This window comes from Gloeothece verrucosa PCC 7822 (genome assembly GCF_000147335.1).
Taxonomy (GTDB): domain Bacteria; phylum Cyanobacteriota; class Cyanobacteriia; order Cyanobacteriales; family Microcystaceae; genus Gloeothece; species Gloeothece verrucosa.
Map to the genome: position 1 here is coordinate 455,738 of NC_014533.1, position 20,757 is coordinate 476,494.

General features: G+C 39.3%; 21 protein-coding genes. 13 read left to right on the forward strand and 8 right to left on the reverse strand.

The genetic code is table 11. The annotated features are described in order from the left end of the window. Positions 1-17: 17 nt before the first annotated feature. Together CYAN7822_RS28830 and CYAN7822_RS28835 are read left to right on the forward strand one after the other, a co-directional pair. Complete coding sequence (locus CYAN7822_RS28830; protein ID WP_013334502.1) at positions 18-257, forward strand: helix-turn-helix domain-containing protein; 240 nt, start codon at positions 18-20, stop codon at positions 255-257. A 334-nt stretch (positions 258-591) separates the two neighbouring features. After that, positions 592-1,365, forward strand: a complete 774-nt coding sequence (locus tag CYAN7822_RS28835) for a hypothetical protein (RefSeq protein ID WP_013334503.1) — start codon at positions 592-594, stop codon at positions 1,363-1,365. Positions 1,366-1,423: 58 nt separating this feature from the next. Here CYAN7822_RS28835 and CYAN7822_RS28840 read toward each other — a convergent pair whose 3' ends face one another. After that, positions 1,424-2,908, reverse strand: a complete 1,485-nt coding sequence (locus tag CYAN7822_RS28840; protein ID WP_157871978.1) for a hypothetical protein — start codon at positions 2,906-2,908, stop codon at positions 1,424-1,426. A 125-nt stretch (positions 2,909-3,033) separates the two neighbouring features. On the opposite strand from CYAN7822_RS28840, the gene CYAN7822_RS28845 reads away from it, so the two are divergent. The 3 genes from CYAN7822_RS28845 to CYAN7822_RS28855 are packed head-to-tail and all read left to right on the forward strand — an operon-like array spanning position 3,034 to position 4,953. Next, a complete protein-coding gene (locus tag CYAN7822_RS28845) occupies positions 3,034-3,642 on the forward strand; it encodes a hypothetical protein (protein ID WP_013334505.1) in 609 nt (202 codons plus the stop codon). Further along, positions 3,620-4,213, forward strand: a complete 594-nt coding sequence (locus CYAN7822_RS28850; RefSeq protein WP_013334506.1) for a prepilin-type N-terminal cleavage/methylation domain-containing protein — start codon at positions 3,620-3,622, stop codon at positions 4,211-4,213. The genes CYAN7822_RS28845 and CYAN7822_RS28850 overlap by 23 nt, the downstream gene beginning before the upstream one ends. After that, entirely contained in the window at positions 4,210-4,953 is a 744-nt protein-coding gene (locus CYAN7822_RS28855) for a PilW family protein (protein WP_013334507.1), read from the forward strand. Before CYAN7822_RS28850 ends, CYAN7822_RS28855 begins: the two co-directional genes overlap by 4 nt. A 49-nt stretch (positions 4,954-5,002) precedes the next feature. Here the strand turns inward: CYAN7822_RS28855 and CYAN7822_RS28860 are convergent, their stop codons facing one another. The 3 genes from CYAN7822_RS28860 to CYAN7822_RS28870 form a co-directional block, all read right to left on the reverse strand. Then, positions 5,003-5,344 carry an MBL fold metallo-hydrolase gene (locus CYAN7822_RS28860; RefSeq protein ID WP_013334508.1) on the reverse strand — a complete coding sequence of 114 codons (342 nt, stop codon included), beginning with the start codon at positions 5,342-5,344 and terminating at the stop codon, positions 5,003-5,005. Positions 5,345-5,688: 344 nt separating this feature from the next. After that, positions 5,689-6,384: a DUF305 domain-containing protein gene (locus CYAN7822_RS28865; RefSeq protein WP_013334509.1), complete on the reverse strand. Its 696-nt coding sequence runs from the start codon at positions 6,382-6,384 to the stop codon at positions 5,689-5,691. A gap of 65 nt (positions 6,385-6,449) precedes the next feature. Then, the gene (locus CYAN7822_RS28870; protein ID WP_013334510.1) at positions 6,450-7,034 is read right to left on the reverse strand and encodes an HD domain-containing protein; all 585 of its coding nucleotides are present in this window, start codon (positions 7,032-7,034) and stop codon (positions 6,450-6,452) included. Between the two features lie 137 nt (positions 7,035-7,171). Between CYAN7822_RS28870 and CYAN7822_RS28875 the strand changes: the two genes are divergently transcribed. Next, positions 7,172-7,477, forward strand: a complete 306-nt coding sequence (locus tag CYAN7822_RS28875; protein ID WP_013334511.1) for a hypothetical protein — start codon at positions 7,172-7,174, stop codon at positions 7,475-7,477. Between the two features lie 136 nt (positions 7,478-7,613). Here the strand turns inward: CYAN7822_RS28875 and CYAN7822_RS28880 are convergent, their stop codons facing one another. Then, entirely contained in the window at positions 7,614-8,567 is a 954-nt protein-coding gene (locus CYAN7822_RS28880; RefSeq protein WP_013334512.1) for a DMT family transporter, read from the reverse strand. 270 nt (positions 8,568-8,837) lie between these two features. Between CYAN7822_RS28880 and CYAN7822_RS28885 the strand changes: the two genes are divergently transcribed. The 4 genes from CYAN7822_RS28885 to CYAN7822_RS28900 all read left to right on the forward strand — a co-directional run bounded on the left by CYAN7822_RS28885 (position 8,838) and on the right by CYAN7822_RS28900 (position 13,516). Then, positions 8,838-12,503: a hypothetical protein gene (locus tag CYAN7822_RS28885; RefSeq protein WP_013334513.1), complete on the forward strand. Its 3,666-nt coding sequence runs from the start codon at positions 8,838-8,840 to the stop codon at positions 12,501-12,503. After that, the gene (locus CYAN7822_RS28890) at positions 12,503-12,913 is read left to right on the forward strand and encodes a CDI toxin immunity protein (RefSeq protein WP_013334514.1); all 411 of its coding nucleotides are present in this window, start codon (positions 12,503-12,505) and stop codon (positions 12,911-12,913) included. The genes CYAN7822_RS28885 and CYAN7822_RS28890 overlap by 1 nt, the downstream gene beginning before the upstream one ends. Before the next feature lie 75 nt (positions 12,914-12,988). Further along, positions 12,989-13,210 carry a hypothetical protein gene (locus tag CYAN7822_RS28895; RefSeq protein WP_013334515.1) on the forward strand — a complete coding sequence of 74 codons (222 nt, stop codon included), beginning with the start codon at positions 12,989-12,991 and terminating at the stop codon, positions 13,208-13,210. Positions 13,211-13,312: 102 nt separating this feature from the next. Further along, positions 13,313-13,516 (forward strand): hypothetical protein, encoded by a 204-nt coding sequence (locus CYAN7822_RS28900; RefSeq protein WP_013334516.1) that lies wholly within the window; start codon positions 13,313-13,315, stop codon positions 13,514-13,516. A 64-nt stretch (positions 13,517-13,580) separates the two neighbouring features. Here the strand turns inward: CYAN7822_RS28900 and CYAN7822_RS28905 are convergent, their stop codons facing one another. Continuing rightward, complete coding sequence (locus tag CYAN7822_RS28905) at positions 13,581-14,702, reverse strand: patatin-like phospholipase family protein (protein WP_013334517.1); 1,122 nt, start codon at positions 14,700-14,702, stop codon at positions 13,581-13,583. Positions 14,703-14,916: 214 nt separating this feature from the next. On the opposite strand from CYAN7822_RS28905, the gene CYAN7822_RS28910 reads away from it, so the two are divergent. Beyond that, positions 14,917-15,882: a DNA/RNA non-specific endonuclease gene (locus CYAN7822_RS28910; RefSeq protein ID WP_013334518.1), complete on the forward strand. Its 966-nt coding sequence runs from the start codon at positions 14,917-14,919 to the stop codon at positions 15,880-15,882. Here CYAN7822_RS28910 and CYAN7822_RS28915 read toward each other — a convergent pair. After that, positions 15,856-16,302: a nuclease A inhibitor family protein gene (locus tag CYAN7822_RS28915; RefSeq protein WP_013334519.1), complete on the reverse strand. Its 447-nt coding sequence runs from the start codon at positions 16,300-16,302 to the stop codon at positions 15,856-15,858. The genes CYAN7822_RS28910 and CYAN7822_RS28915 overlap by 27 nt on opposite strands. Further along, positions 16,299-16,814, reverse strand: a complete 516-nt coding sequence (locus CYAN7822_RS28920) for a methylmalonic aciduria and homocystinuria type D protein (RefSeq protein WP_013334520.1) — start codon at positions 16,812-16,814, stop codon at positions 16,299-16,301. Before CYAN7822_RS28920 ends, CYAN7822_RS28915 begins: the two co-directional genes overlap by 4 nt. Before the next feature lie 178 nt (positions 16,815-16,992). Between CYAN7822_RS28920 and CYAN7822_RS28925 the strand changes: the two genes are divergently transcribed. Then, on the forward strand, positions 16,993-17,892 hold the full coding sequence (locus tag CYAN7822_RS28925) for a transglutaminase family protein (protein WP_013334521.1): 900 nt from the start codon (positions 16,993-16,995) through the stop codon (positions 17,890-17,892). 160 nt (positions 17,893-18,052) lie between these two features. Next, positions 18,053-20,407 (forward strand): arylsulfatase, encoded by a 2,355-nt coding sequence (locus tag CYAN7822_RS28930; RefSeq protein WP_013334522.1) that lies wholly within the window; start codon positions 18,053-18,055, stop codon positions 20,405-20,407. Positions 20,408-20,757 lie beyond the last annotated feature (350 nt).

Here is a 20,757-nt window from a genome sequence, read left to right on the forward strand (position 1 = left end):
GAAATTTTCCGCGTGCAATGGAAAAAGATAAAAAACTTTACTCAACCCTTCCTGAGTTAATGGCTCGTACAGATCCCAAAATGACTCAGCGTTATCTTGCTGAACAATTGGGTGTATCGGCGAGCGTGATCAACCGGCTTTATAACGGTCAACCGGTTACCTTTAAGCTCAATCCAGAAGTTCTCGAAAAAATTTGTAATTATTTTGATTGTCCCCTAGCGGATTTATTAACGATGAAAAGCCCCAATGATATTTGAAAGTCGGCTCTCCCGTCCTTGTGGTGATAAGAAAAGCTGATGAATTGTAGGGTGGGTTAGGTGCGGGGATAATTTTTATAAAAAGCGGATAAGTTTTGATCCGCTCCGTAACCCACCACTGTGTATTTTGTATCAAGATAAACATTTTTACCCATGATGCCGAAAGAGCCTGCCTAAAGTTGATTCACCCCAATGAATTCTAGGCGGCGTTGCCGTAGCTTATAGAAATTTTGTCAGGCGCTTAATTTTTCTTTTACTCATTAGCCAAGGTTGACCAAACGAGCCGCAGAAGATAGAATTTTAAATAAAACTCAAGAAAATTAGAAAAATTCCGATGAAAAAATTATTATTGTTGTCCGTAATTTCCCTAGGGATAGGATTAGGGAGTAATACGCCGGTTCAAGCCGCAACCATTGCCCTATTTAATAATCCTCAATACATTACCCAAGATGGTAGTCAAAAATTGATAAATATTCTTAAATCCTTTGGACATCAAGTTAATATATTTACAAGTTTTGAGCAGAGTGCATGGCAAAATGCAACAAAAAATCAGTTAATTTTTATTCCTAATCAAGGAAAATCTATTTTACCAAATTTATCTCTAGAAACACAAAATATCATCAAAAATTATGTCGCTACTGGAGGCGGGCTGATAGCTTCGGGTATAGAAAATACAGCTTTTCCCTTTCTTAATACGCTTTTTGCTTGGAATATAGAAGGAAATTTTACCAATAAAACTTTTTATTTAAATACAAATAATGCTGCTGGAACAATATTTGAAACCGAAACAGCACCGTCTTCTGTTAAGCCTGCTTTTCCCACTACGCCAGCATCTATTGCTTCCCTTCCTTCTGGGGCAAAAAGTATTTATGACAATGGGGGAAATTCAACGGCTTTATTCGTTGCCTCTTTTGGAGAAGGGAAAATAGCAGACATTACTTTTGGCTATGGAGAGGTTACTCCAGAACCTGGATGGGGAAAAATAACAGATATAAGCGTAAAATATGTAGCGAGTCAATCTACTCCAACGCCGATTCCCGAACCTTCTTTATTAATAGGGTTAACCGCTTTCATTTTAGGAGGGGTAAGCAGCAAAAAAACTCAATAAATGGTTTAATTAAAAATTTAAAAATTGATAAACTTTTAATAAATTAGTCAAGAAAAATTTACGGTGATAACTCAAAGTTTTCTTCAGACTCAGGTGGTACGGGTTTAGATTCCAGCCCGATGAGGCCTGATTCAATTTCAGATTTTTTCAAAGAAAAGTCCGAGGAGGTAGAGGAATAAGATAGAACTTTAGTGATTTGAGGATAGAAATTTTGTAATTTAAAATCTTCAGGTAATTTGTTTATTTCAACCGGTTTGGTAAATAAAACACTTGCATCATTGTCTCCACAAAATCCGCTAGTTACTAAATTGCCTACAAAAACCGACCCAAAAAATATAAAATATTTATCTGTAATATTTTTTCTCTTCAGTCCCAATTGATAACCAGGCGCTACAATTAGGGCTTCAATATTATCACTCCCAGTAAGACAAATTTGAGGATTAATGAGGTCCCATTCTCCTAATGTATCCTTCCCATCTCCCCCGTAGCCAACAATTACCAAGTCTTCAGGATTACACTCAGGATTAGTGCCGCAAAGATGTTGAATTTCCGTACCGGATTCTATGGAACCGAGTAAATAAAGCACAATTTTAACGTGTTTTCCGTTGTACATAGTATTAATCTTTAAAGATTTATTTTTTAGGGCCATAGAACTAACCACATATTCATAGACAGGAAGAGTTTCTATAGCATTAGAAGCCTCTAAACTTGGCTTATCTTTAACTCTTGGCAAACTTAACAGACTATTAGCACTGCTATCTTTTAGAATCAATTTTTGCTGAGAAGTGGGAATGCGACTAACGATCTCCTCAAGGTTAGGTAAAGGAGGAGGTTCTAGGGCGACATACTTAGCTTGATAAGTATCATCTTTAAGTCGAACTTTATCAATAGGAAAAGAACAATTACTTGCCCATACATTGCCCTCAAAAGTTAAATATCCTGTTCCCTCCCATCCTTTCTGTACCCATAGCACAGGTATTTTAAGCGGCGGCGTATTTACCTGAAACTGGAGATTTAATTGAGATACAGCCGAACCATCAGAATTTTGAGCCAGTAATACTACCTTTAAGATATTTTTGTCGGCATTGAAATCAAACTCAGGAACGGCAAAACTGTATGGCTCCTTATTGGAAGACTCTAACATTTGGAATCCACCCGATGCAAATAAATCAATCAATTCTTTTTGATGATTCCATTCTTGATCCGTTTTACAAATTCTCAGCAATTTTTGCAGCTTCAAGTCTGATGGGGTGTCGCTGTTAATATGAGATGTCCAACTTTCACGATTGATGTCGAGTAAAGGGCCATTTTTAGCCATAAAACTGCCAAAATGTGCTAAGCCAGAATCTAAAGCATCTTCTATTTTTTTTGTTTGAATTTCCGAGTTTACGATTTTTTGATGAGTCTCTGAAGCGATTAAAGCGGCTAAAGCAATGAACAGAATGGCCACTCCCAAACCGAGGGCGATAACCATAGCAAACCCTTGCTCGCCTTTTTTCTTAGCGATTTTGTGCTTGAAAAGTGCCCTAATATGCTTAGACAAGAGTAACCAACTCGTTTTTTTCTAGATTGCCCTATTTTCTTTTCTGTCACTGTGATCTAAATCACAGACTCGCGCAATTAGCTAAATAACAATAGTAATAGAAAAGTAGGCAAGATGCAAGAGTTATGAATTACTTTATACGATTTTTCCTTAATTATGCGCTTAATTTTTCTTTTACTCCTATCAGAAGAGGGATTAAGGGGGAGCTATTAAACCTAGTTTCAGGGAAAATTGCTACTAATAATTATAAGCCTAAATCAGTAGAAGGTTTCATGATGATGGAGTTATTAGTTGCCATCTTATTATTTACAGGGTTTTTGGCAACGGCTCTAGAATTAATGATGTTTAATATCACTTATAATATTAATATTAAAGTCCAAAAAGAAGGATTGAATTGGATTGAAGAACAAAAACAACAAGCTTTTCTTGTAGCTGATAATTTATCCAAGACTAAATGTACAGATTTTGCGATAGAGCTATGGAAACAATTAGAGTCGAAATCAACTTTTAAAACCACAAGCCGCTTGATACTTGATGAGACATCTGCTCCTGTAGAGAAAACTTTTGCTGATGTAAATAATAAAAAATATCAGCTAGTCAAAGTTTATAAAATCCAAAAAGAGGAGCCAGAAGTTTTAATTTTTGATTATGGAATAGTGGATTCTACGAATCAAAAAAAAATTTTGCAAAGACAATTTGAGGTAAGACCAAATGCGTCCAATATTTGCTATTAAATTCAACAATGCTAAAGGAATGACTTTGCTAGAAATTATTATTACTATACTAATATTAGGAATATTGTCATCTATAAGTATTCCTCATTTTGCTTCTTGGTTAGCTCAAAATGAGGAGGATGCCAGCTTGGAGCAAATCAAGTTGATTATTGAACAAACTAAACAGCAAGCGAAACTGATTAGTAAATCCTGTCAATTACAATTAGTAGATAATTTGATTAATGACTTGACCGTTTATAAAAATAGTACAGATAAAAAATGTTTGAGCGGCTCAACAGAAACTGCAACCATAGGAACAAAAATAGTACCACAAGTCAAATTGTCTTCAGGGATAAAAATACACAGTAATTTAGCGAATAATATTTTAAGCATTTCTTTCCGAGGAATTCGTCCTGTAACTTTAAACAAAAGTCAGGAGCAACCAGCAATAATTGTCCTAGAAAAAAATGGAAAAATAAGTCAAAAATGTTTATTAATTTCGCCGAGGGTAGGATTAATTAGAAGCGGCATATACAAGGATAAAAATTGGAATGAATATAATGCAGAAAATTTTTGCCAAATTATTTTATGAAGAAAAAATTTAACTCAAAGACAACAACGGGTTTTACTCTAGTAGAATTATTAATTGGCTCAGTGTTAACTTTTGGGTTGATTAGCTTAATGGGAATGACACTTGGCCAAATAACAAAAGATAGCATTAAATCCGAGCTACAAGTTCAGATTGAACAGGATTCTGATTTCCTTGTAGAATTTATTGCTAATGAAATTAAAACATCTTTAGTTAGCACACAACCGGCGACAGATTCTGAGCTTAGTAAAATACCCTCTTTTATTTTTAGTTCTATCCCGAGCGATGCTAAGTATATCTTATTGTTAAAAAATCAAGAATTAGCCGCACCTATTATCTATTTTACTGTACCAAGAAATAGCCCTTATGTGACTCAAACTTGGTTAGCTAAAGTTTCCTCATCTAATATAGTTTTGTATAGGTGGGGTCCTAGCCTTGATAGTAGCGGCGATAAATATTCATCTCCTAATAATCCTGCGGCTTGGGGAAATCCAGTTCCTATCGCTGATTGGCTTTCGGCTGATAGTAATACAACAACTTGTCTAGACAACAGTTGGAAGTTAATTCCTAATACTGGCGCGGCAGAGGGTTTTTATGTTTGCGTTAAACTCACAACCCAAGACGCAAAAGAGGCAAATTTACTAAGATTGTATCTTACGGGAAAAGTGAGGTCTGAGCGTTTATCTCGAGATCTGATTTATAAAAAGAATACTCAAGTTTATTCCCGTATTTCTAACAATTAAAGCTCTTAGGAGTTTTTTTATCACCACAACGACGGGAGAGTCTAGTTTTTTAAATGTACATACCACAATAGACGAGCGGATCAATAGTTTCAGTTTCAGGAATTAAAGCTTTAGGGATTACATTTAAAACTATTATCTGGCATTGTGTAAGGTTTTGCAGATAATAAATACCACTTTGATGATTTTCATTACTATTCGTTTCTAGACAACAGTTTAAAGTTAGTCCAAGTTCTTTAATGATTTGAAGATAGCACTCAACTTGTTCCAGGACAGGATTAATCAACATTGCTAATTTAGAACAATTTTCAGCAATTAAGTAGGTGTAAGTACAGGATTCTTTATGAAAAAATTGTCGTAAAATTAGAGAATTTTCAGAAATATTACTATTCATGAAATTTAAACACTCCAATGGTAAGTTTTTTTGGCTTGACTCATTGAATTAAGAGTTACGCACTCCTGATTAAAAATAACGATTTTATGTCATCCTGAGCAATAGCGAAGGATCGCGAACCATCTCAAACCCTTATGATTTGGTTATGGTGCGTAACTTCTATGAATAACTTCGAGTCTCTATTTACTACCTTAGCCAGGAGTTATGAAAATAGGATGAAATATATAGAGCCAACTCAAGTTATTTTAGCAACAAAACAGCAATACAGCCGAGCCGGCTGTACCCAAAAGTAAATTATCTTCTTGCGGTGAAAGCTTAAAAAAGATGTGAATTGTCCAAAAAAACTATTGATTATACCAAGCTTTTTTCCATTGTTTCATCTGGTCAATTTCTTTTTTCTGAGAAATAATAATATTTTCAGAGAGTTGTTTAATTTCGGGATGTTTTGACTTATTTTTAGCATCAGATGCCATTGAAATAGCTCCCTCATGATGAGAAATCATGGCATTGATAAAACGTAGATCAAATTCTTTATCGGCGGCTCCCAAGTCTATATTCATCATCATACCGTTCATTTGTTCGGTGGACATGGGCATCATGTGACCGGCTTGTGAATGATAAGCCATCGGTGTATTACTAGCATTGGGATACCAAGCTTTTTTCCACTGTTTCATCTCGTTAATTTCTTGATTTTGAGCCTTAATAATCTCTGATGCTAAATTTTTAATTTCTGGACGCTTAGATTTAGAAAGAGCTTCTTTTGCCATTGTTACTGCTCCTTGATGATGTAATTTCATTGCATCAATAAAACGCAAATCATAATTACTATCAGCAGGTCCTAAATTCATAGAACTATGTTCAGATATATCCATATCAGACATACCTCTCTGTTCACTCATACCACTGTTTTGAGCGGCTAGAGAAGGTTTTGTCGTGTTTTGTTCGGTTTGATTTATATTAGAAGAACAAGCCACTACCACAGCCGAACTGGTTATTAAGGTTAATCCAATGGCAATGTTTAGGAATGATCTTTTAGGCATAATTTTTTACCTTAGCAAGCTACGATTCAATTATGTTGCCATTGAATTATGAAATTAGGATGAAATTAAGGACAATTTTCTAAATAGTCAATAACAGTTGCTAGTTCTTGGAGTAAAAAACTGCATTCGCCGGCTTCTCTAGCCGCTTCAATAATAGAACGATAATACCATAACGTGCCTTCTCGTCCCCCCTTAAACTTATTCCAGGTTGCTTGTTTTTGGCTGTAATAGTCGGTGGCTATACAACGAGCGTTATGTAGCTTATCGGCTAAAGAAACTCTGCGTACAGAGGAACCCGCATAACGAAACCGCTCAATATATGCCTGTTTACGTTCGCGCCAAGGGGGTTTTGGTATGGTGTCGCTATCAGTGCAACCTTCTACGATGGCGGCTACCCGCTCACCAAATTGACGAGAAATTTCTTGCCTTGTGGCTTCTCCTCCTTGATCTTCAACGGCATCATGAAGTAAACCGGCGATCGCTTCGTCTTCATCTCCTCCATCTTCTAAGACTAAAGCCGCTACACTCAACAGATGGCTGATATAAGGAACCTGTGAGCCTTTTCTGAGTTGTTGAGCATGGAGTTGAGCGGCGTAGACTAAAGCTTTTTCAAAACGAGCGCTTAATAAGGGTATTTGCTGGTTATTCATGGTCAGTAATTATATGACAAAAGGTAAAAATTTCAGGTATTTTTAATTGGCTTCTGACATTAAAATAGAATTAGCTCCCAAGGAACAGTCATCACATAAGGACTCAAAAACCTTATTCTAACTTTGAGGATAACATCATGAGCCAATCACCAGTAACAGTTAATTACACAATAGAACAGATTTTAACCAAGCTAGATCAACGATTAGATAAAATAGAAAATAAACTTGACACGCTCCAAAAAGACGTTACAGACATCAAAATTGGTCAACTCAAGATGGAAGCCGAATTAAAAGGAGATATCAAGGCATTAGATGAAAAGGTTAACGGGTTGAGTAAACGGCTGGAATTTCAAGAATTTGTCAATAAGGGTATTTTAGTTGCTTTAGTAGTGGCCATTTTAGGCAGCGCGGCTAAATTATTAGGTTGGGTAGGCAACCCATAAGTGGATAGGCAAAATTAGAGGACTTACGCACCGTAACCAAATTATAAGGGTTTGAGATTCTTCGTGATCCTTCGCTTCGCTGGTGGATGACATAAAATCGTCGTTTTTAATCAGGAGTGCGTAACTCCTAAATTAGTTACACATTTTGATAAGCAAAAGGACTAGATTTAGCCCAATAGATTCCGGCTAACACTAAACCAAAAGCAATACTATTACTTAAATTCATCGGTTCAGCTAAAAATAGCCAAGCCATAATCGCCGCAAACAAGGGATCTAACAATAAAAATAAAGCCAGAAAAGCCGAAGAAAAATATTTCACGCTAGAACTAAAAAGTCCTAATCCCAAAACTTGAGAAACAATGCCTAAACCTAATGCACTTACCCAACCCGTCGCAGTGGTAGGAATAATACTGTCTCCCCTGAGCCAAACTAAAGGCAATAATAATAAAATGCCGCTTAAACCATTACTAACCATCAGGGTACTATTGCTAAATTTCTTCTCTAAAGGTTCTAGCATCAAAATATAAACACTCAGACACAAAGCACTTAACAAAGCCAAAACATCGCCCCAAAAATGCTCACTCCCTAGCTGAAAATCTCCTACTCCGATAGCAATGACTCCTCCGAATGCTAACAGGCTACCCAGTAAAAAACGGCGATCAAAACGTTGACCAAACAAAAGCCACACCCCTAAACTGGTAAAAGGAGTGGTAAAACAACCCAGCACAGTTGCATTAGCTACGCTGATTAATTCTAAAGACCAAGCCCACAAAAGCAGGTTAAGCACAAAAGCACAGCCGGAGAAAACAAGTAAAAAATAATCCCAAAAACTAACCTGATCTTGGCTTTCAAAACTTGGCTCATCACTTTTAAGCTTAATCATTTTGATCAGTTCCCACAGTAGCCAACAGGGTGTAGCAAAAAAGAAGCGATTAAAAATAGTGACACTAGCACTTAATTCTGTTTCCCCCAAGCGAATGAAAATAGCACCACTGGCTAAACAGATAGTCCCTAATAATAGACCCAACAAAGGAATTGCTGAGGATTTAAAAAAAGATGAAGCTTGAGAAAGTTTTATTGGGCGCAGCATAATTTGATGTTGAGTTGAATTTTCCAATAGAGGTAAATTTTTGTAAAGATTATAGAAGATGCAGCTAAGATACACTAAAGATTATTATAGAATAATAGCCATTCAATTTGACGAAACACAAAATTTTAGTATAATAGAAAATTAGTATAATAGAAAAATTAGGCTTCCTACTTATTAAAAAAACTCTTGCCCAAATTAAAAAATAATAAAAATAAGCAAGTTTGACAACAGGAAGTCGGCATTCCCTAATTAAAAACTCGAGGCGGGAATATGTCATCAAACCAGGTTCATCAATCAAAATCTCAGCATCTCCAGACCTCATCGAGTCAGTCACAGGTTGCATCTCGTTCCGCTTCATCCGTTGAACCGCAACATTCCCCCACACAAGAAGAAATTGAAAATAACGCTTTTACTCAAGATAAATTTGAAGCCGCAGGACTACAACTAAAAGAAAAGTCCGGTACCATTACTGATGTAGAAAAAGAAAGACTGAATATACTGCAAGCCAAAATGGATAGCTTGTGGAAGCGGCGCATGGATAGTGCTTCATCACAGCCAAACCTATTAAAAATCCTCATCAGCCATTCTTCAACAACTCCCGCCACCGAAGTAGCCGCCCCTGTAACCCCCAAGTTAAACACTCAGCAACCGAAAGCTCCAGACGAACCAGAAGCCGAAGAAGTGCCCCAACGCATGATGAGTATGCCGCCTGCCACGCCTCCTAATATTAGACGGCAAACAGAGCATAACCCATTAAAAAACATTCCCCAAAGCCGCCTTCAACTAAGAACAGAAGCTACCCTCGCGCGACAAATTCAGACAAAAGCCGATCCCAGTCAAATTATAGAGCAGCTTAAAAACACGCCACCGAGCAACATTTTCTCGGCTTATGATCAAGCAGTCGCCGCCTCTCCTAACGCCCTACAAGGGCAAAAACAAGCGCTTCAACAAACCCTACCCCAAATTCCCGCCCCTACAGGCTTGCCAGCCCAACCCACTAGCCCTAAACTGAACAAAGCTCAAGCCGTCATCACCGGAAATCCCCTCGCCGCTTCCTCTCGAACTCATACCACAGCCGACAAAGAACCCTCCGCCAAATCGACAAAAACTCAATCAATGGAAATACAGGCGGCTTCACCTCCTCCTCCCTTCATTCCCACTCGGTTAGTAGGTGGAGAAAGTAACCAAACAGGAGAGTCGCAAAAAGCCGAGTCTAGCGATGCCCAACTAGCTCAAAGTGCCCAAAATGCTCTCTTAAGTGTTCAACTCAATACTCAACCCATCAACACAAAAGCCAGTCAGCCGCCAGCAGTGGAATTAACAGGAGAGGCTAACCCCTCTCAACTCGAAAATACTCAAAAAAATTCACAACAAGAAGTCACTCAAGGAAAACTCAAAGCCGCCAAAGAAATCAATCAAGACTTTGGTGAAAACAAAATTTTTCCGGCTCCTAATAAAGACCTGCTCAAATCTAACAAAGAATTATCTGCCCAGTTACCCACCATCGCCAAAGGAGGTAAAGCCCCGACAATTCCCGGCGAAATAGTTGGGCAATTAAATCAATCATTGGGGCCAACACTGGGGGAAAAAATCGGTGAGCAACAACAGCAATATATAACCGGTAAACAAAAATTTGCTCAAGACACCGCTAAAGCTAAATCTGATAGTGATAAAGAGATAAAAAATTTAACATTAACCACAGCCCAAACGCAAACCAAAGAACAACAGAAAGCCAAAGCCGAAGTCGCTCAACATAAAAAAGAATGGCAAACCGAGTTAAATAAAGTTGATCAGCAATATCAATCAGAAGCTAAAAAAGCCAGCCAAGAGCAAAAGAAAAAAATTGCTGAAGCTAAACAAAAGGGTGAAAAAGAAGCCGAAAAACATTTAACAGAGTCCGAGAAAAAAGCCGAGCAAGAAAAACAAAATGCCGAAAAAGAAGCGGCTCAGAAAAAACAAACAACCCAAAAGAAATCCGGCGGTTTTTGGGGATGGGTGAAATCCAAAGCCAGCGCGGCCATAGATGGCTTAAAAAAAGCGATGAATTTTATTTACGACAATCTCCGTAAAGCCGTAAAATTTATTTTTGAACAGGCCAAAAAACTCGCCTTAGCCGCTATAGAATTAGCCCGAAAAGCCATTGTCACCCTAATTAAAGGATTCGGCGAAGTATTAAAAGGATTAGTAAAAATTGCTTTTGCCGCTTTTCCAGAGATTGCCAAAAAAATCAATGCCAAAATTGACAAAGCTGTTAATACTGCCGTTAAAGCCGTTAATACAGCCGCCGATTTACTCAAAAAAGGTGTAGCCGCTATTTTAGACTTTCTCGCAAAAACCATTGATTCGCTCTTAGGCTTAATTCAATCTCTTTACAATGGGATTTTGACGGTGATAGGTATGATAGTTAGGGGTGAGTTTGGTGAATTGTTAAAACGACTGGGTTACCTAGTAGAAGGAGCTAAAGCCGCCCCCCCTCAATTTGAAACAGCCGCTTATGAAGAATTGCTTGGCGGTAATTTCGATGAACCTTTGTCGCCAGTGGAGTTAGCTCAAGCCGGGGTGGCTCCAGGAGGGGCAAAAATTGAAGGTAACGCACAGGGCGCTGTAGCCGAGCAAATGCCCCAAGCTCCTTGGAGTGAAGCCAATATAGGCGTAGATGGGGTTGAACAGAATATGGAGCTTTCAACAGAAATGTCGGCCGAATTACTAGACAAGACAAAAGGAGAAGGAGAACTCGAGCTTGCTCAAGCCAATGATAGTGAGCGAACAATGGATGCGGTAATGGCTGAGGCAACCGGAGAAAAAGAAACTGAGGTGAAAACCGGACAAACCAGTGAGCCGAAAAATTTTGATGATGGGTTATCGCCTAGAAAACGGGCTGAAATCCGATGGCAGTTAATGAAACAGGGCATTTCTAAATGGTGGTCCGATAACTGGCCAAAAGTGCTTATCGGGGCGACAGCCGCTATCGCTGGATTTATTGCCTTAAATATTGTCACTGGTGGAGCCATTACCGCCGCCTTACCGCCGATTATGAGCGTTTTGGGTCCGTTGTTTGTCGGAGTCACTATTGCTCAGATTGCTGGATATGTGCAAAACTATCTCAATCAATCTTGGGAGGGCAACATTCAGGGCGGCGGTAAAAACTTAGCCAAGGGATTAGCCGCAGGGGCAATTGAATTAGTCTCCTATCTAACGTTCAAAGCGGGTGGAGCCGCTCTTAAGGGAGCAAAAGCTCTAGCTAAAGGTGCAGCGAAAGGGGCGCAGGTAATCGCTAAGGGGGCTGTTAGACTGGCAAAAGCTGCCGCTAATCTCGTTGTCAAAGGCGCAAAATTCCTGATTGAAAAAGGTAAAGTTCTCTTTAAAGGTATTGCCGGAACAGGGCTTGGTAAAGGATTTCAACGTTTAAAACAATTAGGCGCGAAACTTCTCGAAAAAATGCGCTTTAAAAAGTTCCGCATACGGCTCAGTAATGGGATATTCCGCCTCGAGGGCTATATAAATCCTTGGATAGTGATTGCTGAGGGACGAATTAAAGAAGTTCCAAAAGGGACTAAAGATGCTGTTGAGGTAACGCCAGAAGAACTTAAAGCGCTGGGAGCTTCTGGCGAAAAAACCTTACCTACATTAAAATCTTATGAACGAGCGAAAAAGAAAGCGCTTCAACTTTTAGGGGATTTGGGTCCTGATGCTGAACCTCTAATTGGAAGATTAAAGACTAGCGCTGGATATGGAAAAACCATTGGTTTCCAATCTCCTGATGGTTTAACCAGAATCCGACTAGATTTTGATCCTATTAAAGGGCCGCATTTTAATATTGAAAATTTCAAATTTGGCAAAGGGGAAAATGCACTGAAAATTGCTATACCATTTGAAGGTAATGAAAAAGCGGTTAAATCCTATCTCAAACTGATTAATAAATGGGGAGTTTTATAATGTCTTTATTCGATGAATGTATTCAAGCTTTGGGTGAAAATTTTAAAATTTTCTCAGAAGTTGAAACCGAAGAAATTTTTGCTAAATTTGAGAACACTTTTCCTATAAGTGCTTGGGGCAGGATTAAATGGGAAAAAATTCAACAAAAAATAGAGGTAAAATCAGTAAGCGAAATTATTCCTGACCTAAATCAGTATTTTTCGGCTGAAAAGCTTGATAAAATTTATATCCTTTGGGATAACGGCTCATTGCCTGCCATTGAAGCTCCTCTCATTCAAGTCCTTAATGTAATAGATGATGTAACAGCAGTCAGTTTTGATACATGGCTATTTTCACCTATACTTGAGTATGTTGTAGAATTTTATCATGAAGGTGACATCACCATAGGAATCAAAAAAGTCCCTCAATAAAAATTAAACTGAAGTAGTCAGTAGCCTCTTGCCTTTAAACTTAATTATGCTCACTTACTTAAACCTTTTGAAATAATGTCTATTTCTCAATCAGAAGCTAAAGATTTACTAGAGCGGCTAATTTTTGAATCTCAATCACCCCAGGAATGGGTTGAGGATGTGTGGGGTTTAAGTCCTCTGCATGGGGATAGTGCGGCTAAACTCCTTGAGGTTTTTCAGGCGTTGATTGACTGTTGTCCGCCTGAGCAATTAGAAAATCTGTTACAATCCCTTTATCAGCAGCAAATGGAAACTTAAAGTTTGCCATGCTTAATCTTTTTGCCGGCGTACTGCCATCAAAAAGTCATTTGCACGAGTTAGATTGAATATTAGTTAGGTTTGGTTTGATAAAGAGCAATTATGACCACTGAACGCGAATTACAAGAGTGGAAAAATAAACGTCAAAAGCCTCGTTATAAAAGCCCCTCCTCTAATCCCATATTTTTCTGGTTGTTAGGATTATTGGCGGTGTCAGCTTTATTAACTGTAAAAGCTAGAGAACCTATTCATAATTTACCGACTTCTTCTCCTTCATCAACTTCTATTACAAGAGAACAGATTTAAGCAGGTTAGCTCTTACTTGTGAATTATGCAAGAAGTCGGCTGAAGCGGCAGGTTGATCAAATTATTATAAAAAGCCTTCAAATCGGTCAATATCAAACTGTTCTTTAGCTACTTCTGCGCCAATTTGTTGCAAAAAATTGATTTGATCAACACAATCCATCTTTTTAAGAGCTTTTAACTGCTGTGGGCTAGGTGATAAGCCTAAAGCTTTTAATCGTGATTCCTCAAAGGAAGCATTAAAGCGATAATAAGTTAAAAATTTGTCTTTAAGTTTCTCAGCATCGACATGAGGAAAGGTTTGTTCTTTAACAACTTTGTTTGTCTTTCGAGCGAATCTATTAGGTTGGTAACTAATCAGTTGAAGAATTTGATTTTGGCCTACATTAGCATCGTCCATTAAGCGTGTCACTAAATAGGGGGCCCAATCAAGAGCGGTATAATTTGCAGCCTTTCCTACAGGAATGTTCTCATAAGCAAATCCTGTACCAATAGAAACCAGCAAAAGTTTATCGGCTCCTACTTCCCATCCTAATTTATCTTTTTCATAAGCTTGAAGAAAAAGTTGAAAAGAAGGATTGTTATATAAACTTACTCCCCCATCTATAAATTCATAGGCGCGTTGTCCAATCGTAAAACGATGGGGCGGAAAAAAAGTTGGAGCCGCCGAACTGGCACGAACAATATCTCGCAGTTTCACTTGAGAATTTTCTGAGTAAAGATAACTTTCCTGATTATTATCAAAAAACCGTGTCTGTCCTGTGGTAGCATTTTTAGTAGTGATGCTTAAATAACATTTTAATGTTGAATCGCCTAAAGTGGTTTCCTGAAAAACTTCAAGGAGTTTTTTTTCTAAATTGGTAGGATCGTACTGATTATAAAGCTTTCTGAGTCCAGGTATTTGAGCCAGCCAATGTTTTTGAAAAATGTTAACGCCATCAAGTTCATATAAAGATAACAAATCGGTGGTAGAAAGCCCTTTGGCAATACCGGCTGCTAAAATTGAGCCGGTTGAAGTGCCTCCAACCAAATCAAAAAAATCTCCTAATCGGTATAATGGATCTTGATAATGAGTCTGCAAAGCTTTTTCAATTTCTACTAAAATTTTAGCAGACAGAGTGCCGCGAATGCCTCCTCCGTCCAGGGATAAAATTCTTTTTACTCGAGAATTTTTAGAATGAGTTGACATATTGGTTGTTTGTTTCTATTTAATCTTTTTATAGCTTATAAATCTTGAAAAAAAGCACATTTTTTTTTAAAATTAAAAAAATTTACAAAAATTTAAAAAAGTTTTTTAAGTTGTTTATCGAAAATCTTAAAAAAAGTTAGGATTTTTATTCGTTTTAGCTGAAAAAAATTTATGATTGAGATACTAGCTTTATCGTTACTCAACGATATTTAATATGCTCAAAAAAACTTTTGTGAAAATTTATATTAAGTTAGGGCTTGGTTTGCTGATTAGTGTATTGTTCTGGGTTTTAATGATGCCCATTGTTTTTTCAGTCAGGGCACAAGAAATACCTATCAATGTTGGCAACTTGGGCAGTGTACATCTGCTTTTAGGTAATCCTTCTGATGCCTCCCTTGATGGTAGCGACCCAAATAATTTACTAATGATTAAGCGGCAGTACGCCTTGTCTTATAACGGTAGCAAATCTATTGCTAATTGGGTTAGTTGGCAGTTAGGCTCAGAATGGCTCGGAGAGGAAACGCGCTGTCAAAACCCCCCAGGCAGGGATTATTTTCGGCCAGATACAGCCCTTCCTAGCGGTTATAACCCTGTTTTTTCTGAGGATTATACAGGAACTGGATTTGATAGAGGACATATAATTCCCTCTTCAGACCGCACAAACAATCACACTGATAATTGTGCTACTTTTCTAATGACTAATATCATGCCTCAGTCCCCTGATGTCAATCAAGGTCCTTGGAAAACTCTAGAAGAACAAGGACGATATCTTGTCAATGAAGAAAACAAAAAACTTTACATTATTGCTGGAGGAACTGGTAAGGGCGGAGAGGGACGTGAAGGGTTTAAATATTCTTTTACAGGTAAAAGGTCCCTAAATACTATTGCCGTGCCTGCTAGTTCTTGGAAGGTGATGGTGGTGTTAGAGCAGCCACAAATGGGATTGGCAGAAATTACCGAAAATACCCGCATTATAGCCGTTAATATGCCGCATAAGCAGGGAGTGAGAGGGGACTGTTGGAATGTCAAAGAAAACGGTTCTTTTAAGTACATAACCTCTGTAGATGAAATTGAAAAACTGACCGGCTACGATCTTTTAAGTAATCTACCAAAAGAAATCCAAGATGTAATTGAGGCTAAAGCTGATGAGGGTTTAGGTTTCAATAGCTGTAGTCTTTAGCCCAATAATTTCGCCATTAGCCGCTTTACCGACAATGTAAATAGCGATTTCCACCTCTCCAAATCGATAAACTTTTAGGTCTGTGAGGTGGTCTTTCATTATTTTCATGAGGTTTCTTTGTTTAGCGGCTTCTTGTTTTTCCTCTTCTCCATACCAGTCAGGGTCAGGCGCATCAAGATTAAAAAAATCATCAAAGGCCACTTCAGAGCAAGGAGTCCCCTCGGAAATGTTGGCTTTTTGGGCGATTAAATCTTTTGTGAGGGGAACGTTAGGATTATCCCAATGAATAACTTCATAAGGGTAGTCTGACTCGCTTATATAGACTAATCCTTCTGAAGCCTTTGATAATTTGGTTACCAGAGGGTTTGAGGTTGTAAGATTCATACCTAAAGCATCTAATTTAACTACTTTTAATATCATGCCTGATTCGGGCGAAATTGTAATCCATCGATATAATTACCTTTTTGCGCTCCCGTATTATCGACGATAAGCGGCTGAATTTTTGATGCAGGAGCTAAACTCATCAGTACCCCAGGATAAACCGCAGTTCCCCAACTGGGATGGTCAAGAGACTTGCAGAGATTCTGTTTAATAATAGGAATCTGCCGCAACTGATGGATGACTTGACAATCATCATGAGACTGACTCCCTTGTCTAGAAAAAAGCGCATAGCCAGAACGAGGATCGATGATATCTGTTAAAAACCTTTGTTCATCTAAGCTACGACACAAAGCATAGCTAAAATCCAGAAATTTTTGGCGTAAAAAGTCTTTTTCTGCTTCTATATCAGCGCCTTGGTTAATGAGTGCAACCTGTGAGCGTTGCAGAACAATAATAACTGACACAGGCGGCGATTCCCAATCCGGTAAAAAACTTTTGAAATTATTTTTAACATAGTCAGTAGGAGAATGAACAAAAATTTCAGCTTCCATATTAAGTAAATCTTAAGATAATAATAGTGGACTGACACAGCTAAAATGAGGTAATCGGTTTTGAGATTGTTCGGCGGCAAAAATTAAAAACAATGATTTTATGTCAAGGAAAGCATAATTAAGGGTAAAATGGCAACAGGCAACAGCCAATAATTTCACTGAATTAGCGAGAAAAGCAATGAGTGTTATTTACGATCTTGAACATATTACTACCTATCGCTATCGCAATCCTGTGACATTCGGTGAACACCGGGCAATTTTTTTACCCAGTGCAAATTATGGGGGTCGTATCTTAAATTACTCACTTTCTACCAATGTGCCCTCTAAAATTCGTTGGATGATGGACACTCTTTCTAACAATGTGGCGCTGATAGAATTTAGCGAAGCCTCTAAAGAACTGATCGTTACTTCTCGCTTAAGAGGTGAGCATTTTGGCATCAAAGCGATTACTGAGTTTCCCTTAGATGAGCGAGCTAAAGAAATTCCGGTGCAATATACTCCTGATGAGTGGGTAGATTTGGCCATGTTTATGCGTCCCCATGCTGAAGATCCTGATGGTAGCCTAGCGGCTTGGACGAAACACTTTGTGGCAGGGGATCAAGATGACACCCTCGATGTATTGCAACGGATGATGGATACTATTTGGAACACCATGACTTATCAGATGCGCGATACAGAAGGAACTCAGTCCCCGGGTGAAACCTTGCGCTTACAGTCAGGGTCTTGTCGAGACTATGCCTGGTTGATGATAGAGGCATTGCGGCGCTTAGGACTTGCCTGTCGTTTTGTCAGTGGCTATCTCTACGATGCGGCACTCGATGGGGGCGAAATTGGAATGGCTGGTTCTGGAGCAACCCATGCTTGGTTGCAAGTATATCTGCCGGGTGCCGGCTGGCGTGCCTATGACCCTACCAACCGAATTACAGCAGGTTTTGATCTCATCCGAGTGGCTATCGCTCGTCATCCGGCCCAGGTTATTCCTTTGGCGGGTTCTTGGTTTGGTGAAGCACAAGATTATTTAGGCATGGATGTAAAAGTGTCTATTCGTAAGCTTGCTAGTCTTCCTGAATTTGAATGAGCAGTATAGCCAACAGGCAAGCGGCACTTATGCAAAAAAATTGAGGCAAAAGTTAATTATAGTTAATCAGTAAATTTAATTTAAGCTATTGAACAAAAGTTTTTAGCTGGATTTATGCTTAAAAATGTTTAAATCAAAACTTTCCACAAGAGGTTAATTTATGTCGTTGCGTGAATACAAACCAGGAAACACTTTTCCGGGTATTATAGGACGTACAGTGGATAAGTCTAGCCCTGCTTGGCCAGAGCCTTTGCGAGCTAAAGAAGGTACCCCCAATGTGCTATTTATCGTACTGGATGATACTGGGTTTGGTCAATTTGGTTGTTATGGAAGTCCGATCCAAACGCCTAATTTAGATGCACTCGCCGCTAACGGTTTGCGGTACAATAATGTACATACCACAGCACTCTGTTCTCCCACCCGCTCTTGTCTTCTCACTGGACGCAACCATCATTCTAACGCTATGGCCTGTATTACCGAAGGCTCCACCGGTTATCCTGGTAGTAATGGGAATATTCCCTTTGAAAATGGGTTTCTTTCCGAAATTTTACTACAGAAAGGTTATAACACCTATGCGATTGGAAAATGGCATTTAACCCCCGCAGAGCAAATCTCGGCAGCCGGACCTTATGATCGTTGGCCGCTTGGTCGTGGTTTTGAGCGTTTTTATGGCTTTTTGGGGGGCGAAACTCACCAATATTATCCAGAATTAGTTTATGATAACCACACCGTCAATCCCGAAACAACGCCAGAAGAAGGCTACCATTTCAACGAAGATATAGTAGACAAAGCCATTAGTTTTATCGCTGATGCCAAGCAAATTGCTCCTAATAAACCGTTTTTTATGTATTTTTGTCCGGGTGCAATGCACGCGCCTCATCATGTCCCTAAACAATGGGCCGATCGCTACGCCGGACAGTTTGACGATGGTTGGGAAGCCTACCGCGAAAAGGTTTTTGCTCGTCAAAAGGAATTAGACATCATTCCTAGTAATACAGAACTGTCCCGGCATGATCCCGATGTCCCTCGCTGGGGTTCCCTTGCCGCAGACGAAAAGCGGCTTTATGCCCGGATGATGGAAGTATTTGCTGGCTTTTTCACCCATACGGATTACCATATTGGCCGTTTACTGGACTTCCTCAAAACCATCGGCGAGTTCGAGAATACGATTATTATGGTTATTTCGGATAATGGAGCCAGTGCTGAAGGGGGTCCTAAAGGTTCAGTCAATGAACACCTCTTTTTTAACAATATACCCGAATCTTTAGCAGAAAATCTTAAAGCACTCGATAAGCTAGGCACGCCAGAAAGCTTTAATCATTATGCTTGGGGTTGGACTTGGGCGGGTAATACCCCTTTCCGTCGTTGGAAACGAGAAACTTACCGGGGAGGAATTAGCGATCCTTTGATCATTCATTGGCCTAAAGGAATTCAAGCTAAAGGAGAAATCCGTACTCAGTACGCGCACGCCATAGATTTAGTCCCAACCGTGCTAGAGTTACTCAACATTGAACCCCCCCCTACCATCAGGGGTGTCACTCAATCTCCCATTGAAGGAGTCAGTTTTGCTCATACTTTTGATCATGCTGATGCACCCTCTAAGCATCTGACTCAGTATTTTGAAATGATGGGACATCGTTCTCTGTATCATGAGGGTTGGCGGGCGGTTTGTCCTTGGCCGGGTCCGTCACTGGCTGAAGCCGGAAAACCTTTTGGTACGCCAATTTTAGCCGAAACCCTCACTGAACTAGATACCCATCACTGGGAACTGTATCACGTGGACGAAGATTTTGCGGAAAATTATAATATTGCGGCTGATCATTCTCCTAAGCTGATTGAAATGGTGGCCACTTGGTATGTAGAGGCGGGTAAATATAAGGTGTTGCCTGTGGATGGAAGGCTTATACAACGAATAGCCGAAGAACGCCCCCAAATTGCGCCTAATCGGACTTCTTATACTTATTATCCCAATACTCAAGGAATTCCGGCTAATTGTGCCGTCAAAGTGCTAAATCGTTCCCATAGTATTACGGCTGAGGTGGAAATCCCTCAAGGTGGCGCACAAGGAATATTATTGGCTCATGGAGGTAATGATACCGGCTACTCTTTTTATGTCCAAGGAGGTAAACTGCACTGGGTGCATAACTATGTGGGACGAGCGCACTATCATGTAGAATCTCTGGAGTTAATTCCAGAAGGCCGCCATCAGTTACGCTTTGAGTTTGAAGTGACGGGACCGCCAGATTTGGCGAAGGGCAAAGGCACCCCGGGGCGTGCCCAACTTTATATTGATAGAAAGCTTGTGGGACAAATAGAAGTCCCTGTGACCACTCCTTTAGCACTCGGTGTGGTGAGTAGTTTAACTTGTGGAATAGCTCCGGGTTCCCCTGTCACACCAGATTATCAACCTCCCTTTAAGTTTACAGGTAAACTTGATCAGGTCACGGTGGATGTAAGCGGAGATTTGATTCAAGATAGCGAAGCCGAAATGCGTATGATTATGGCGCGACAGTAGGTTTTTAAAGGCAAGAGGCAATAAATCATCAGTAATCAAAAAATTTCTGCTGTTACGCTTGGCGTTTTTTAATCGTTAAAATTGTTTTTAAGTACCTGGACAAAATTAAAGTTAACTGTTTGGTAAGGGAACAGGGAACAGGAAAGGCTTTCAAGGCTTTTACATTTCTTAACATCATGTACACGGAGTGGCGCGGAGCTAGGCTTGATTTATGTCCAGGTACTTGTCTTTTCTCGGATGCCTGTACTATAGTCAATCTATGAGTAAATTACAAATTCTACAAAAATAATACGGGAGGGTGAGAGCCTCCGATTTATGCTCCTTCGCACCGCGAGGGACCCGATGAAACC